The sequence below is a fragment of the Fortiea sp. LEGE XX443 genome (assembly GCF_015206815.1).
Taxonomy (GTDB): domain Bacteria; phylum Cyanobacteriota; class Cyanobacteriia; order Cyanobacteriales; family Nostocaceae; genus Nostoc_B.
Genome location: NZ_JADEXZ010000099.1, coordinates 1 through 16,431 on the forward strand (window position 1 = coordinate 1; position 16,431 = coordinate 16,431).

Below are 16,431 nucleotides of genomic sequence, written 5' to 3' on the forward strand. Positions count from 1 at the left end.
TTGGGCGCGGGTCAGATTGCTAGGGTATGCTTTACTCATGTTGCTCTCTCAGTGCTGTCTATTATCTATTCACAGCATATACTGAGAGAGTTTTTTTACCACCTCTTAGACTTTTAAAACAGCCTCTAAGACAAGCCCTCGAAGTATCTGACAAATCACCAGAGAGAGCAGCACTTCAAGCAGAAGCACGTCAAAAAATTAACGATTTTTCAGCCCGCTACCAACGGGCTGGATCTATATCTAGTCTAAGTTCTTTTACAACCATGCGTACAGCCCTCAACTCCCTAGCAGGACACTACAGTTCTTATCCAAACCGTCCAGTCCCAGAAAAGCTGAAGAGTCGCCTAGAACAGGAGTTCCAGCAGGTAGAATCTGCATTAAAGCGTGGTGCTTAACCATTTGTTATTTGTTTTTTTGAAAGTTAAGAGTCCAAGGTTATTACTTTGGACTCTTGACTTTGGTAGTCTCAGGCGAATATTTGTAGTAGTTAAATCTGAATTTCAAAGAATTTATATTAAAAAATCTAGCAACAGTAAACAGGGTTTAGGAGTCTTCAAAAATTAGGCTTCAAAGCCCTGATTTTTGGACTATAACATTTGATACGCCCTAATAATCCCTGTGAATTTGTACATCTACCTTGTAGGTATGTCTAACCATCCCGCAAAACTTTTAAAATCAAAATTATTGTGGCAAAGCCTGTTTACTGCCCTTTTTAGCAGTAGTCTTTTATTGCCTAACTTTGTCACCCAGCCAGCACAGGCGCAAGTAAAACAAGATTGCCTGTTATCAACCACAGCAACGCAAACAAAAGAAAAGTTACGTTTGTTGGCACTAAAAGGCGATCGCGATGCCCAAAACAAATACCAGCAGTTGTTACGACAACACGCACAAGAATTACAAACGTGTCGCAGTCGTAATTGGCCAAAAATTCAAGCTGTTTGGTTACGCCTCTATCCTTGTGACATTCAACCAGGGTCAATTGACCAAATAATGGATCGAATAGTCAACCGTGGCTATAATCAAATTTATGTAGAAGCATTTTATGATGGGCAGGTATTATTACCCGCAGGAGATAACCCCACAGCTTGGCCTTCTGTAGTGCGTACCCCAGGAGCAGAAAACGTTGATTTACTCTCTGTGGCAATTCAAAAAGGTCGGGAACGCGGTTTAAAGGTATATGCTTGGATGTTTACGACTAATTTTGGCTATACCTACGCCCAACGTCCCGATCGCGAAGCGGCGATCGCTCGTAATGGCAAAGGGCAAACCAGTTTATATGTTGTAGATAACGGTTCGCAAGTATTTATTGACCCCTACAACATGCAAGCCAAACGCGATTATTTCCAAATGGTACAGCAAGTGCTGCGCCGTCGCCCGGATGGTTTGTTATTTGATTATGTGCGTTATCCCAGGCAAGCTGGGACTGATTCTATTGCGACGAAAGTCTCGGATTTATGGGTATTTACGCCAGCAATTCAAGAAGCTTTATTTCGTCGAGCTTTGAATTCTAAAGGGCTGGATTTGATTCGACGGTTTCTCAAGAAGGGATATATCACCGTTGCAGATATAGATCAAGTCGATAAGCTTTATCCCCAAGAAGGTGAACCGATGTGGCAAGGGCGCATTCCGCCACCACAGCAAAAAGCGCTCTTACCCGCAGCAAACAGACAACCAACTTTGCAGGTTGAATTATGGCAATTGATGGTTGCTCATGCCATGCAAGGCATCTTGGATTTTGTGGCTTTAGCGAGTTACCCATCACAGCAGCTAGGCATTCCATCGGGAGTGGTGTTTTTTCCAGATGGAAACCAAACCGTTGGACAAGGGTATGATTCCCGTTTGCAACCTTGGGATCGATTTCCTAGTAACTTGGAGTGGCACGCTATGGCCTATGCAACTTGCAGTGATGTGAGCTGTATTGCAACCCAAGTGCAGCAGGTTTTAAATGTAGCAAAACCAGGTACACAAGTTATTCCAGCCCTAGCAGGAGCATGGGGACAATCAACCAGCAATCGTCCATCTCTAGAATCACAAATGCAGGCATTACGCAAATTTGCTCCCCAACTGGCGGGAGTTAGCCATTTTGCTTATTCTTGGCAATATCCAGAGAATGATAGCGATCGCAAATTCTGTCGCATTCGTTAATCAGTTACGCAACGATTATCAAAATCTCAGATTTGGTGTAGAGTGTTGAGTGAGTAAAAAGTACTTAGGACTCAGCACTCAGCACTAAGTCAGTTAAGCTTGCTTTCGTAGCCTCTCTAAGTTCTGTTGATGCAACTCTGGGAAGTTTTCTAAGTCCTCTATCGATTGCGGGGCTGGAAAGATTACAGCGTCTTCAGTAGTGAATCTATCTAAATAAGTTTGAAAAGCTTCATCATCTTCTCGGTGGTCGAGAATATACTGCCGTAATTCAGCACGGGGCATTGTTGTAAAATCTGGTTTACTCATATATATCTCCACTTCCCGTTTGGATAAATTATAATCTCGGTTTCCTCACCAGCGAGGATCACAATATTTTTTGTCCGTTCATCTATTCTGACCAAAAATACTGGTAAATACATTTTGGTAGCCCAAAAACTTAGGATGAATAATGTTTTTAATTGTTCGACAGTAGGCATATATAAAGTTATTGCAACTGAGCGATTATTTCGTCTCCATCCAATTCTCACCCGCACGGACATCTACCAGCAATGGCACACTCAAAGAAACTGCATCTTCCATCACTGATTTAATTTGTGGTTGTAATTCTGACCATTCTTTAGGAGGAACTTCAAATACTAATTCGTCGTGAACTTGCAATAACAAACGCGCCTGATATTGCTTTAACACTTCATGCAATCTCACCATTGCAATTTTGATAATATCAGCGCTAGAACCTTGAATGGGTGCATTGGCAGCCGATCGCAGTAAACCCGCATCGTAAGGGCCTAAGTTTTTCAATTTACTCAAGTCAATATCTTCGGGATTGCTATTTTTTAACTTGCGTAAACTGTTGTTGGTAAAATCAAAATAACGACGACGACCGAGAATAGTTTCGACATAACCTTGCGCGATCGCTTGTTTTTTGACTCCCTCTAAATACGCAAAAACTTTGGCGTACCGTTCGTTAAATCTTTTGATAAACTCGTTAGCAACGTTTTTATCTATCCCCGTTGAGCGCGAAAATTTCAGCGAACCCATACCATAAATTACACCAAAATTAATCGTCTTTGCGACTCTTCTTTCATCTGCTGAAATATCTTCTTTTTCAAAGACTAATCGAGCCGTCACTGTGTGAATATCTTCATTTTGTTGATATGCTTGCACCAACAACGGCTCCTGACTCAAATGTGCCAAAATTCTTAACTCAATTTGTGAGTAATCAGCAGCTACCATTACGTAATTTGTTTCTGGTAAAAATGCCTTGCGAATTTGACGACTGAAAGCAGTCCTAATTGGTATATTTTGCAAATTTGGATTGGAAGAAGATAATCGACCAGTTGATGTTGCGGCTTGGTTAAAATCTGTATGCACCCGTTGAGTATCAGGACGTACTAATGCTGGTAGTGCATCTACATAAGTAGATTTTAATTTTGATAGAGTGCGGTACTCAATTATCGCCTCAACAAACCCACTACTATCAACATCTAGCAGCTTTTCTAAAGTTGCTGCATCGGTAGAATAACCCGTTTGAATCTTTCGGGAATATTTGGTGCTTAATTCCAATTTTTCAAACAATATTTGACTCAATTGCTTTGGAGAACCTAAATTAAATTTTTCTCCTGCTATTTGAGTTGCTTGCTCTTCTAATTTTGCTAAATCTATTTCTAACCGTTGTGAGAGTTCTTGCAGATAAGCTGAATCAATGCGGACACCTGTATATTCCATCTCTGCTAGAACTGCTTCTAATGGCTGTTCTACTTCTAGTAATAGTTGAAATAATGCAGGAAATTTCTCCAGTTCTTCTCGCAATTTTGGCACTAATTGCAATGTAGCATTGACTTGTAAACAACAATAATTTGCTACAGCCTTTATATCTATATCAGCAATGGTTTTACCTTTGGGAACCAAATCTACATAATTTTGAATAGTTAACCCCAAGTAACGTAAAGATAAGTCAGTTAAGTTATGGCTAGTATCTGGATTCAAAACATAACTAGCCAGCATGGGATCGAACACAATTCCTGCCAAGTTAATTCCTTGACAGCGAAAAACTAAGCGGTCAAATTTACCATTCTGAAATGTCTTTGGATAATCAGCACTTTCTAGGATAGGACGTAGTGCTGCAAGTGCTATCTCTTTATTTAAATTTTCACCATGCTTATGCGCCAAGGGAATATAGGCTGATTCATCTGGTTGCGTTCCCCAACAACAACCAATTCCTACTAAAGCCGCATCTCGCGGTTCTAAATCGCTGGTTTCTGTATCCCAAGCAACTGGTGTTGCAGGGTTGGTAAATTGTTGCAATAAATTTACCAACTCGGTAAGTTTGGCTTGGCTATTTATTATCTGTGGTTGAATTTCTGAAACTGGTTGCTGTTGGTATGCGGCTGTTTCCTCCGCAGTAAAAAATGATAAATCACTATCATCATCATCAGTGGTGATTGTTTCTGATACTTCTTCTGTTGCTGGAGTTTCTGGAACTGTACCACCAAATTTTTGCTGAAGTTCGGTGATTTTCTTTAAAAAAGTATTGAATTCTAGTTTTTCTAAAATAGGAGTGAGAATACTTGTATCAAATCCGGTTAATTTGCAATTTTCTAAATCAACTTCTAGAGGTACATCTGTCACTATTTTTGCTAAATACTGAGACTTGTTTGCATCCTCTCTACCTTCTGCTAGTTTTTTCTGAACTGCTCCTTTAATTTCAGCTAGAGCAGTATAAATTTGCTCTAGAGAACCATAGCTACTTAGTAGCTGCACTGCTGTTTTTTCGCCAATTCCCTTAACTCCAGGAATATTATCTGATTTGTCACCACAAAGAGCTTTAAAATCGACGATTTGTGTAGGTAATACGCCTAATTTTTCTTTAACTTGTTCTGTACTAAACTCTGTAATACTATTGGTAGACCGCTTTAAAGCATCTGGACTAAAATTTAAAACAGTAATTTCTTTGTCTGGGTCAATAAGTTGAAATAAATCGCGATCGCCTGTTAAAATTTTCACTTTATACCCAGCAGCCGTCGCCTTTTGTGCTAAGGTTCCTAAAACATCATCGGCTTCGTAACCAGGCGCTGTAAAAATTTTTAGGTTCAAGCCGTCGAGTAACTCTTGCAAATTTTTCAAGTCGGGAACAAAATCTTCTGGTGTCCCCGGACGATCAGCTTTGTAGGTATCGTCAGCTTCATGGCGAAAAGTCGGTAAACCCAAATCAAATGCAACAGCCATTGCTTGCGGCTGTTGTGTCGCCATGACTTCCAACAGAGACTTGAGAAAGCCAAAACATACACTCGTAGGTATTCCTGTTTTAGTCCGCAGTCCGCCATCTCGTCCTTTGGCGAAGGCAAAGTATGAACGGAATGCTAGGGAATGTCCATCGACTAAGATGAAGGTGGGGCGGGTTGTGGTTAGAGAAGCAGCAGTTTCAGACATAGCTATATTGTAGCTAAGAGCTTTATTTACCTTGATAAATCGAGATTAAATAATCGAATTTCTTGAACTATTGCCCAAACAAAATTTGGACATAGACCAAGATAACTCACAGAGTGTAACTCTAAGAAAACAGGGTACTCGCCGAAATTTTCTTTTGAATTATGCAGCTAAATGCCAATAAATTCCAAAATGAGTAACTTACCATACCATATTTTTTATTAGCTTACTAGCAATACCATTAGTTATTTAACTGGGTTGAATAAATAGAATAACATCGGATAATAAAAAATTATTTTTTTGTGTCTTCTTGTAGATAGAAATATTAGTTATTCCATTAGTAAGAAGCGTTTTTTTATTTTACTTTCTAAACTAAACCAAGATAGACAGTAAGAATTTTCTGCATCAGAGTAATAACAATAACATTTAAGTAGAAAGGTGCAAATAAACCGAACTATTTAACGGAAAGTAAAGTAGCTTGAAAACCTCTTCCCTTCTGCCCTCTGCCTCCTGCCTTGTCATAACGACAATTTTTAACACCGACCTACTTATACCAGATTTGTAGAGTTAATTGTCAATAAATCCCATTCAGATCAGCTTCGGGTGATTTGAATAAAGCTGACATCAATTAAAACAAATCTTAATAGAACAAGTTTTTTACAAAAATCCAAAATTACACGCCAATAGCTTTTGATTTTAATTATTTTAATTTAGGAAAACAACTATGACTACACAAGAGCAACTGTATCAATGGCATGAACTAGCTCAACAGTTGCGTGTTGATAGTGTTCGCGCTACAACCATTGCTGGTTCTGGTCATCCTACATCGTCTATGTCTGCTGCGGATTTGATGGCAGTTTTACTCTCCAAATATTTCTGTTACGATTTTGAGCATCCCGAAAATCCGAATAACGATCGCTTTATTCTCTCTAAAGGCCACGCTGCACCCTTGTTATATTCGATGTACAAAGCCGCTGGAGTGATTAGCGATGAAGAATTGCGATCGCTGCGGCAATTTGGTAGCCGTTTAGAAGGCCATCCTACACCAATATTACCTTGGGTGGATACGGCAACTGGCTCTCTAGGACAAGGATTACCAATGGCTGTGGGGTTAGCTTTAGCAGGTAAATATCTAGATAAACTGCCCTATCATGTCTGGGTGTTACTAGGCGATAGTGAAACAGCCGAAGGCTCGGTTTGGGAAGCTTTTGACCATGCTTCACACTACACTTTAGATAATTTGATTGCCATCATTGATGTTAACCGCTTGGGTCAACGGGGTCAAACTGAATTAGGCTGGAATACACAAGCCTATGCTAATCGTGCTAGAGCCTTTGGCTGGCAAGCGATAGAAATTGATGGACATGATTTGACCCAAATAGATGAAGCCTTGAGTGCTGCCATTGTTGTTAACGATCGCCCAATAGTAATTATCGCCCGCACCAAGAAAGGCAAAGGCGTGGCTTCTTTGGAAGATTTGGGTGGTTGGCATGGTAAAGCTTTAAAAGCTGAACAAGAAAAACAAGCGATCGCAGAGTTAGGCGGTGAACGTCAGATTACCATCCAAGTCAATCAACCGGAAGCACAATCACAACCTGTTCCAATAAGTAATCCTCAATCACTGCAACTTCCTAGTTATGAAAAAGGCACAAAAGTAGCCACACGTCGAGCCTACGGCGATGCTTTAGTAGCTTTAGGAACTGCTCAACCAGATGTAGTTGCCCTGGATGCAGAGGTAAATAATTCTACTTATGTGGAAGATTTTGCCGAAGCCTTTCCTGAACGCTACTTTGAAATGTATATTGCCGAACAACAAATGGTTGCAGCTGCGGTAGGTTTGCAAGTCAGAAAATACAAACCCTTCGCTTCTACCTTTGCGGCCTTTTTGACACGTGCCTACGATTTTATCAGGATGGCTGCTGTGTCTCGTGCCAATATTAAACTTATGGGTTCTCACGCTGGCGTATCTATCGGTCAAGATGGCGCTTCCCAAATGGGATTAGAAGATTTAGCAGCCTTCAGGGCTGTGTGGAATAGCACCGTATTGTATCCTAGTGATGCCAATCAAACCGCCAAACTAGTAGAGCAAATGAGCGATCGCCAGGGTATTGTATACCTACGTACTACCCGCGAAGCTACACCTGTAATTTACGGTGCTGAAGAAGAATTTCCTATCGGTAGTAGCAAGGTTATCCGTAGTTCTGACCAAGACCAAGCCACTGTTATTGGTGCAGGTATTACTTTACATGAAGCACTGAAAGCCTACGAAAGCCTCAAAAACGAAGGGATCACAGTCCGCATCATCGATGCTTACTCAGTCAAACCCATTGACGTGCAAACCCTACATCAAGCTGCACATGATACAGAAGGTAACTTAGTCGTAGTTGAAGACCATTGGCCGGAAGGGGGATTAGGCGCTGCTGTGCTGGATGCTTTTGCCGGTACTGGGGAAACTCCCATCTACGAAGGGACGCAGCTTCAACTAATCAAATTAGCCGTCTGTGATATGCCAACTTCCGGAACCCCAGAAGAATTGCTTCATGCTGCCAAAATTGATGCTGATGCCATTATTGCAGCCGTGCGATCGCTTGTTAAACAATCAGTCCGCGTATCAGCTTAGTTTGCTCTATCTGGTTAAAAATTTTATTGTAGGCAGGCGATCGCTCATATTATCTTCCTGCTTACAGTATATTTTTTGAGCTACCTTATCTAACTTAAGAACTATGCTAACTGGTGATCAATACAGTTTAATTCATCGCCATTTCAATCATAAAGTATGAGATAAACACTATATATATCTCAATTCAGTTCAGTCGTCAGTAAGAGGATATTTATCACAGTAATTTTTACCATAAACACATAAATCGATATCCTCAATATTTTATAACCTATGCCCCTTTATAAACTCGAAGAATTTGATCCGCAATACCGAGAAACATTTGGCGGTGATGATGTTAAAGGTTTGGATCTCTATAGTGAAGGAGGACTAAAAGTTGGTTTAGTAACCGATGCTTTAGTTGACCAAGATGGACGGTTTCGATATTTAGTTATTGACACAAGATTAGATACTTCTGGTAAGAAAATATTACTGCCAATAGGCCTTTCACGCATCAATTATCCAACACAACGTGTATATGTCGATGGGCTTAGTAAACAACAAGTGGAAATGTTACCTGAGTATCATGAAAATCTCATGGTTGATGAGGATTATGAAGAAAAGGTACGCAGTGTATTTCGTCATGCAAGCAGCAATATAAATTATGATCGCAATACCTACAATTACCAGAAAGAACCTAATTTATACAATTTGAATGAGCAATATCATCAAACACTTAGACTTTATGAAGAACGGCTGATTGCTAATAAGCACCGTGTCAAAACCGGAGAAGTAGCAGTTGGTAAGCATATTGCAACAGAAACTGCGCGGGTTACAATCCCCATTCAAAAAGAGCGTGTTTTAATCGAGCGAGTTCCACCCACGCAAGCAGGAACAGTTGTAGATCCCAATGAACTTAAATTTCAAGAAGGTGAAGTAGCACGCATAGAAATATACGAAGAAACACCAGAAATTCGTAAAGAAGCGTTTGTCCGTGAAGAAGTAAGAGTGAAAAAATTAGTAGACCGAGATACCGTAGAAGCAGAAGATACAATTCGTCGAGAAGAGTTAGATATTAATACTACAGGCGAATTACATCTAGATGATACTAGTAGTATTAGACCGGAAGTTATCTAAGTAAAAAGGAAGAGGAAACAGTGTGGGTAATAGTTGTTATCTGTTACCCGCCTTTATTTAAATTCATTCGCTCGAAAGATGCTTATTAATGAATAATTTTTTACATTAAATATTGAGAAATGTCATAAAAGTCCAGAGGTAAAATATAATGGCACTTTACAAATTAAATGAATTTGATCCTAACTATCGTGATACCTTTGAAGATAAAGATATTAAAGGATTAGGCGTATATACAGAAGGAACAGATGAAAAAATTGGCACTGTTCATGATGTTTTGGTAGACGATGAAGGCCATTTCCGCTATTTAGTTGTTGACTTAGGTTTCTGGATTTTTGGTAAAAAGGTATTATTGCCAGTAGGTCGAAGCCGCATTGATTACGGACGCGATCGCGTCTATGCAACTGGTATGACCAGAGAACAAGCAGAAGACTTACCAGAATTTGATGAGCGCCAACTCGATTACGATTATGAAGAACGAGTACGTGGTGTTTATCGCAATCCCAAATACCAGACCGCACCTTTAGATACATCGACACGTCTAGACACACCCACACCTTTAGAAGCATCTACACCGTTGGGTACAGGTCATACAGCAACACCAACCTTCACCCACGACACCTATAACTACGAACAAGAGCCTTCTTTATTTGGGTTAAATGAGCGAGATCATCAAACCTTGAGACTGTATGAAGAACGGCTAATTGCTAACAAAAGACGACAAAAAACTGGTGAAGTAGCAGTTGGGAAGCATATAGAAACTGAAACTGCACGAGTTGCAGTGCCAGTGGAAAGAGAACATGTCGTGATTGAACGTGTAACCCCAGAAGATGCTGGTAGAGTCGTTTCTCCTGGTGAAGCTAATTTCCGTGAGGGTGAAGTTGCGCGTGTAGAAATCCACGAAGAAACTGCTGACATTCGCAAAGAAGCATTTGTCCGGGAAGAAGTCAGAGTTAAAAAGGTTGTAGAACAAGATACGGTTGAAGCTCAAGAAACTATCCGTCGAGAAGAGTTAGATGTAAATGCTCCTGGCTTGCCAATTGAAGAACGCTAATTAACAAAGTGATTAGTGATTAGTTATTTACTAATCATTAATTAAACAAAGTACAGGTAGCACTTTTGAGTAGCTTTACCTGTACTTCTAATTTACAAATTATGCTTATAACTAGCCACATTATGATAGATAATATTGAAAAAAATAATCAGAAACCTAGCATTCACACCTTGTTAGTAACCTTAAAAAAAAAGGTGGCTAATTTTGATGTCATAGATAATCAAGGGCAACTAGTTGGCAAGGTAAGAGATTTAATTTTAGATAGTAACCAAAGACTAAATTTAGTAATATCTCAACAGGTAAATCAAATACAAAAAAACGAACAACCAGTAATTAGAGAACGGCTTGTTCTGTTGTGGAGTCAAAAAATTCAAAGAATAGACACTCTAAATAAATCTATTTTTTTAAACATAAATACATCAGCAATTGAACATATGCCTGAAAATGTAAATAATCAAATAATTGGGTATCAAAGACTATCTGATAATTCTACGGAGCTAGTAAATAGTGCTATGGAAGCAGATAATTTAGAAAAAATTCCTGAAGAAACTATTATTCGCTTACTAGAAGAACATTTAGTAGTTGATAGCCACATACAAAAAATCGGCGAAGTAATTGTTCGTAAAGAAATCGAAACCCGGATGATGCAAGTACCTGTGCGGCGTGAGAAATTAATTGTGGAACAAGTTAGTCCAGAACATAAGCAACTTGCAGCGATTGATTTAGCATCAGAAGAAATTTCTGAGATTGCATTAACCGAGGTTGAAAATGGATCATTTAGCAATTTTGCTAGTAATTTAACGGTGAATGGAGAATTTAGCTCTCCTAAAATAGCTAGTTTACTCTTAAATGCGATCGCTCTCGAAAAAAAACACGGATGTCAGCGAGTGCGAATCTCTATTTTATGTGAAGATGAATCACACAAACAAAAATATCAAGAATGGGTTGACCGCTGTTCTAAAGGTCAAAAACCTAAATCTGTGTAATAAGTTTCTAGCAGACGATTAATAGTAGAGGGAAATTCTTCCCCCTACTTTTTTTTATTAGCATTAATCAAGCTCTTCAAAGCTTGTTAAGTCTCAAACAGTCAAAGTCTTTATTTCAAAGGTTTTTGTTTTACAGAAAAATTACTACTTTTGTAAAAGCGTTGACAAAGAATTATCTTTGCGAATATCCATCAAGTCTGCTAGTGATTCTTTGCCTTTATCTAGGCGATATTGATGTGGTGGCGGTAGAACTTCGACCAAAGATTTGCTTTTCATGGCCATTGACGCAATTGGCTGAAGTGCTTGCAAAGGTACAAACACCGGCAAATTCTGAGAGGTTTGTGGTTCCCATTTTGGTTTAGGAACTGACTTTAAAGCTTTTTGATTGCTACGAACAGGTTTTGGGACTTTGTGAGGCTGGGTTGAACGGTTAAACAACCGGAAAATTACGTAGCAACCACTACCACAACTAAGAGCGATCGCCATTACCATCCATAAAGGTGTAGGATTGCTATTCTCAGACGTTGTTGTAATTGGTTCCTCTACCACCACTGGTATTGACTCTGATTCGGACTGTTTTGCACCACCAACATGACTGAGACTGTAAAATGCCAAGGCAGATGTGCCAAGAATCATCATAAAAAATCCACTTAACAACAACAAAGGATGCTGCGTCAGCAGATAAATAATAGTGTTTGAGCTTCTTCTTGAACCCAATTTAATATTTGTCAGTTCTAGCTTGGGTTCTATCAGTTGGGTTGAGTCATGATTTAAATTTTGACTATTTTTCATAATCACTTTTACATTGATACCCCTGAAGTTCTATGATTGTACTTAAGGAGTCATTTATCAAGTATCCATAGCGAGATTTTGGCATAAATTAGCTTTTATGTGAACTATTAGCTAATAAAGCTCATTTTTTCTTGTTATTTTCGCCGATTTGTGTATACGAGCAAAAGACAAGCGGATGCTAGAAGATTAAAGTTTAACGAGTTTTAAAAAAAATCAGATAGTAGTTATATATCCAGCCATCTAAGAAAAATAGTTGTCATCATTACTTGATTAATCAAGCAGATTTTTAATTAATGGTTTAATTTCTTACTGAGTCTTTAAATTTTTCTTTAAAAATTAACTCTATAATCATACCGAAATTGTAGGATATTCACTTACATTTTTCCTAAATTAAGACGGAAAAAGCTATAGCTCAGTAACCTAATTTCCACTACAACAGAGGTAGATGAATGAAAAGTTTATTAGTAGGATTGTTAACCCTCTCGATTTTTGCGCCTCATGCGTATGCACAAAACATCATCTATAACGAAGAACTTAATGGCGACTTGTCGAATAATAGCTTGAATCCAACACCACTGAGCCTGTCACTTGGCTCCAACCAAATCATTGGCTCAACCACCGGCAACCCAAATCTTGACCGAGATTTTTTCTCCTTCACTATTCTCCCTGGTCGTGAACTCAGCCAGATTACTCTGATTGAGTATATTGGACTAGATAACGTAGTCTCCAATCAAGGATTTTTTGCCGTGCAAGCAGGTTCCCAGATTGAAGCTGGTACTGTTAGTGCAAACACACCTCCATTACTTGGTGCAGCTTTAATTGGTGCAAATCCTGGAACACAAGTAGGTGAGAATATTTTAGACAATTTGGGTGTAGCAACACCAATTCAGGGAAGTACCTTTGTTGGCTTTCCTTCCGGTAAACTGAGCCAAGGTACTTACACCTTCTGGGTTCAGGAAACTGTAGTCGGCATAGAGCGCTACAACCTTGATTTTGTAGTCACCACAGTTCCAGAACCGTCTACCATTCTTGGTATCGGTGCAGCAATGAGCTTGAGTACTTTCATAAAACGGAAAAAGCGTTTGCGTTTAGCTAGTTCCAAAAAATAACAAAAAAATAAAATGTAGCAGTTTATTTTTTGACTAAGAAATACGCTGTAGCATATTCAGGCAATTGCCTGATATGCTGCCCAAATTCTTGCCGATTTTTAAAAATCCCTGCTAGAAAATCGAGTTGGTAAAGATTAGGTAAAAATGCTCCACCTGTATCTGCAATTACTCCCATTTGCAGATTTTTACGTCCACCTTTAATATGCTCAATTACTACTACTTTACCTAAACCAATATTCAAAATATCTCCAGCAAAAGTTACTCCTGGTTTAACAGAAATTTTGGCATCTATTTTGTAACCATAACCTTTAATGGCATCTACCTTTTTAAAATACCAATAACGTTTCTGGGCTGTTCCTTTTAAACCCCGAACATAAGATATGCCATTATTTCTATCTACATTAAAAAATGTTCTAGAGCCATCGCTGAAGTTAATCAAGATAGTACCTTGCAAGAGGGCTTCTTCTAAGCCATCACGGGTAAGATAAGCTAAGGGTTGGACTTTGCCAAATTCTTTACCGCCGGGTTCATAAATACCGGATAAGACATCCTGTTTAGTATATCTAGTATAGAATTTATCTGTGGCTGAGTTATCTTTTAAACTATAAATTGGCGTATTAAATTTACTTGTTTTGGTACGAGAACCTGGATGAGTGAAAACTGCGTATTTAGTAATGCGTAACTGCTTTTGACTGGTGTTTTGCTTATTAAAAGCATTCCATTTAATAACGCGAAAATTTTTATTGATAAAATTAGGATCTTGAAGACGAGTTGAACGATTATTGGCAATGTCTTCTTCTAAGACAACAATCATAAAGTCTAAAGTTTTGAGAATATCTTCTACACTGACTCCTTGAGTTCCTAATAAACCTTTACGCAGAATATCTAGGTCTTGTGTAGCGTGGTCTTGGAAATATTTGCGGGTATTAACCAAGGTAGTTAATAAATCTGTTTGATTGAAATTAACTTTGCTCGTTGGTAATTTAGCTGTAGATAAAATCTGATTACCATTAATACTAAATTTATAGTTTTTCCATTCATCAATAACTGGATAGCCTACAGATACTGAAGCTGCATATTTATCAGATATTTGCGATACAATAGGCGTAGTTACACTAGCTGTTTGCATTGAAGCTAAAGAAATTTGCGATTGAGATAGGGCAGAATTGTCTTGAATATTTTCTGGTTGTACTAGTTGTTGGTTTATTGAATGAGTAGAGAAATAGCTATGAGCGACAGTAGTAGTTAATAAGGCAGCAATACCTACAGTGATGCAGATTTTTTGACTGAATAGGTTACTCATGAGTGGGAAAAAACTCTATTAATAAAAATAGTTACACTTGCTTAATATCTGGAGGATATTAATTTGACAATGTAGCAGCCGTGATTACAATAGTGGCATTATAGCTTGTTCAAATTTAAACCTGTATACCCAATCAATCTTCTATGGGTGTAATTAACATCGTAAAAGCCAGTATTTTCCATACTCAGCCAATATAGACACTCAGTAATAGCATAGCCATGAAACTCTTATGTTCATTCATTCGGAGAATTCATGAAAAATTTTCATCTATATCAAAACTAAATAACTCATATTACCGTTTTTCTGTCAATGCGTAACATTTATACAAATAGCAGCAAATGTTACTGTCAAAAATCGCACATGACAGTTTAATCATCAATAATCTAAAAAAAATCTAAAAAAATGTTAAGTATCTCCCTAAGTCAACCTTTACCTAGTGTGCCGCGATTGGTGACTGCTTTACCAGGAACTCGCGCTAAAGCAATTGTAGAACGCGATCGCGCCGTAACTTCACCATCCTACACCCGTGACTATCCCTTAGTGGTAGCGCGTGGTCAAGGCTGCATGGTGGAAGATGTCGATGGCAACGTATTTTTAGATATGACGGCTGGTATTGCTGTCACCGCTACTGGACACGCCCACCCGGAAGTTGTCAAAGCAGTTCAGGAACAGTCGGCGTGTCTACTGCACATGTCAGGGACGGATTTTTATTATGAACCGATGGTAGAACTGGCGGAAAAATTAGCCTTTCGCGCCCCTTTTCCAGAAGGGGCAAAGGTATTTTTCACCAACTCTGGGGCAGAATCTAACGAAGGCGCAATTAAACTAGCTCGATATTACACCAAGCGATCGCTCATCGTGGCTTTTTTAGGCGCATTCCACGGACGCACCTACGGCGCAATGTCTTTGACTGGTTCCAAAACCGTGCAACGGGCTAACTTTGGGGCGTTAGTTCCCGGCGTAACTCACATTCCTTACGGCACTCACGCTAGTTTAGATTATTTAGAAACACAATTATTTAACACTATGCTACCGCCCCAAGAAGTAGCAGCGATTTTCGTCGAGCCAATTCAAGGAGAAGGTGGCTACATCGTCCCAGAAGATGGCTTTTTGCAAAGAATTCGAGATATCTGCGATCGCTACGGCATATTAATGGTAGTGGATGAAGTGCAATCAGGTATGGGGCGTACAGGTCGCTTGTTTGCCATTGAACATTGGAATATTATGCCTGACATTATTACCACTGCTAAAGGTATTGCCAGTGGTTTACCTCTCGGCGCAATTCTTGCCCGGCCAGAATTAATGACATGGCCGCCTGGTTCCCACGCTACCACATTTGGTGGAAATCCTGTAGCTTGTGCGGCTGGGCTGGCAACTTTGCGACTTTTAGAAAGCGGCTTGATGACTAACGCTACCCAAATGGGGGAACTATTACAAGCTGGCTTAACTCATTTGCATGAAAGATTTCCCAAAATGTCTTTACCCAGAGGCAAAGGTTTGATGGTAGCGGTGGATTTAGTAGATGAAGCGGGTAATTATGATAGTAAACTACGCGATCGCATCATCCAAGAGGCATTTTTACGCGGTCTGTTATTACTCGGTTGCGGCAAAGCAGCAATTCGTTTTTGTCCACCCCTAGTTATTGATAGTAACCAAATTCAAACCGCCCTTGATATTCTCTCCGATATTCTTAAAAGTGCTGAGTAAAAATTACAATTCTTCCCCTGCTTCACTCTGTCCCCTGCGGTCACTGAGCTTGTTGAAGTGTCACCGAAGAGGCGGAGGGGCGGGGGGCAGGGAGCAGGGGGAGCAATCCCTGTGCCGTTCGCGCAGCGTCTCGCAGAGAAGCCGTGAAGCGGAGCAGAACATGGGTATGTTCGCAAAGC

At 39.5% G+C, this 16,431-nt stretch carries 12 protein-coding genes; 8 read left to right on the forward strand and 4 right to left on the reverse strand.

Translation table 11 applies throughout. From position 1 onward, the window contains the following. Positions 1–26 precede the first annotated feature (26 nt). Both psb27 and IQ259_RS24520 read left to right on the forward strand, forming a co-directional pair. On the forward strand, positions 27–395 hold the full coding sequence (psb27, locus tag IQ259_RS24515) for a photosystem II protein Psb27 (protein WP_193888619.1): 369 nt from the start codon (positions 27–29) through the stop codon (positions 393–395). 250 nt (positions 396–645) lie between these two features. Next, positions 646–2,145 carry a family 10 glycosylhydrolase gene (locus tag IQ259_RS24520; RefSeq protein WP_193888620.1) on the forward strand — a complete coding sequence of 500 codons (1,500 nt, stop codon included), beginning with the start codon at positions 646–648 and terminating at the stop codon, positions 2,143–2,145. A 93-nt stretch (positions 2,146–2,238) separates the two neighbouring features. Here IQ259_RS24520 and IQ259_RS24525 read toward each other — a convergent pair whose 3' ends face one another. Continuing rightward, entirely contained in the window at positions 2,239–2,451 is a 213-nt protein-coding gene (locus tag IQ259_RS24525; RefSeq protein ID WP_193888621.1) for a hypothetical protein, read from the reverse strand. 195 nt (positions 2,452–2,646) lie between these two features. Beyond that, a complete protein-coding gene (gene polA, locus IQ259_RS24530; RefSeq protein WP_193888622.1) occupies positions 2,647–5,574 on the reverse strand; it encodes a DNA polymerase I in 2,928 nt (975 codons plus the stop codon). Positions 5,575–6,295: 721 nt separating this feature from the next. Between polA and IQ259_RS24535 the strand changes: the two genes are divergently transcribed. The 4 genes from IQ259_RS24535 to IQ259_RS24550 all read left to right on the forward strand — a co-directional run bounded on the left by IQ259_RS24535 (position 6,296) and on the right by IQ259_RS24550 (position 11,341). Continuing rightward, the gene (locus IQ259_RS24535; RefSeq protein ID WP_193888623.1) at positions 6,296–8,191 is read left to right on the forward strand and encodes a transketolase; all 1,896 of its coding nucleotides are present in this window, start codon (positions 6,296–6,298) and stop codon (positions 8,189–8,191) included. A gap of 270 nt (positions 8,192–8,461) precedes the next feature. Further along, on the forward strand, positions 8,462–9,304 hold the full coding sequence (locus tag IQ259_RS24540) for a DUF2382 domain-containing protein (protein ID WP_193888624.1): 843 nt from the start codon (positions 8,462–8,464) through the stop codon (positions 9,302–9,304). 148 nt (positions 9,305–9,452) lie between these two features. Next, positions 9,453–10,355 (forward strand): DUF2382 domain-containing protein, encoded by a 903-nt coding sequence (locus tag IQ259_RS24545; RefSeq protein WP_193888625.1) that lies wholly within the window; start codon positions 9,453–9,455, stop codon positions 10,353–10,355. A gap of 122 nt (positions 10,356–10,477) precedes the next feature. After that, positions 10,478–11,341, forward strand: a complete 864-nt coding sequence (locus IQ259_RS24550) for a YsnF/AvaK domain-containing protein (RefSeq protein ID WP_193888626.1) — start codon at positions 10,478–10,480, stop codon at positions 11,339–11,341. Between the two features lie 144 nt (positions 11,342–11,485). Here the strand turns inward: IQ259_RS24550 and IQ259_RS24555 are convergent, their stop codons facing one another. After that, positions 11,486–12,133, reverse strand: a complete 648-nt coding sequence (locus tag IQ259_RS24555) for a hypothetical protein (protein ID WP_193888627.1) — start codon at positions 12,131–12,133, stop codon at positions 11,486–11,488. A 449-nt stretch (positions 12,134–12,582) separates the two neighbouring features. On the opposite strand from IQ259_RS24555, the gene IQ259_RS24560 reads away from it, so the two are divergent. Continuing rightward, positions 12,583–13,242 (forward strand): PEP-CTERM sorting domain-containing protein, encoded by a 660-nt coding sequence (locus tag IQ259_RS24560; protein WP_193888628.1) that lies wholly within the window; start codon positions 12,583–12,585, stop codon positions 13,240–13,242. A gap of 22 nt (positions 13,243–13,264) precedes the next feature. Here the strand turns inward: IQ259_RS24560 and IQ259_RS24565 are convergent, their stop codons facing one another. After that, positions 13,265–14,545 carry a hypothetical protein gene (locus IQ259_RS24565; protein ID WP_193888629.1) on the reverse strand — a complete coding sequence of 427 codons (1,281 nt, stop codon included), beginning with the start codon at positions 14,543–14,545 and terminating at the stop codon, positions 13,265–13,267. 402 nt (positions 14,546–14,947) lie between these two features. On the opposite strand from IQ259_RS24565, the gene IQ259_RS24570 reads away from it, so the two are divergent. Beyond that, the gene (locus IQ259_RS24570) at positions 14,948–16,252 is read left to right on the forward strand and encodes an acetyl ornithine aminotransferase family protein (protein ID WP_193888630.1); all 1,305 of its coding nucleotides are present in this window, start codon (positions 14,948–14,950) and stop codon (positions 16,250–16,252) included. The last annotated feature ends 179 nt before the right edge of the window (positions 16,253–16,431 follow it).

Excerpts from the sequence above, each read along its gene's own strand:
- psb27 (WP_193888619.1), top strand. The coding sequence starts at position 27 with ATGCTTTACTCATGTTGCTCTCTCAGTGCTGTCTATTATCTATTCACA.
- IQ259_RS24520 (WP_193888620.1), top strand. The coding sequence starts at position 646 with ATGTCTAACCATCCCGCAAAACTTTTAAAATCAAAATTATTGTGGCAA.
- IQ259_RS24525 (WP_193888621.1), bottom strand. The coding sequence starts at position 2,451 with ATGAGTAAACCAGATTTTACAACAATGCCCCGTGCTGAATTACGGCAG.
- polA (WP_193888622.1), bottom strand. The coding sequence starts at position 5,574 with ATGTCTGAAACTGCTGCTTCTCTAACCACAACCCGCCCCACCTTCATC.
- IQ259_RS24535 (WP_193888623.1), top strand. The coding sequence starts at position 6,296 with ATGACTACACAAGAGCAACTGTATCAATGGCATGAACTAGCTCAACAG.
- IQ259_RS24540 (WP_193888624.1), top strand. The coding sequence starts at position 8,462 with ATGCCCCTTTATAAACTCGAAGAATTTGATCCGCAATACCGAGAAACA.
- IQ259_RS24545 (WP_193888625.1), top strand. The coding sequence starts at position 9,453 with ATGGCACTTTACAAATTAAATGAATTTGATCCTAACTATCGTGATACC.
- IQ259_RS24550 (WP_193888626.1), top strand. The coding sequence starts at position 10,478 with ATGATAGATAATATTGAAAAAAATAATCAGAAACCTAGCATTCACACC.
- IQ259_RS24555 (WP_193888627.1), bottom strand. The coding sequence starts at position 12,133 with ATGAAAAATAGTCAAAATTTAAATCATGACTCAACCCAACTGATAGAA.
- IQ259_RS24560 (WP_193888628.1), top strand. The coding sequence starts at position 12,583 with ATGAAAAGTTTATTAGTAGGATTGTTAACCCTCTCGATTTTTGCGCCT.
- IQ259_RS24565 (WP_193888629.1), bottom strand. The coding sequence starts at position 14,545 with ATGAGTAACCTATTCAGTCAAAAAATCTGCATCACTGTAGGTATTGCT.
- IQ259_RS24570 (WP_193888630.1), top strand. The coding sequence starts at position 14,948 with ATGTTAAGTATCTCCCTAAGTCAACCTTTACCTAGTGTGCCGCGATTG.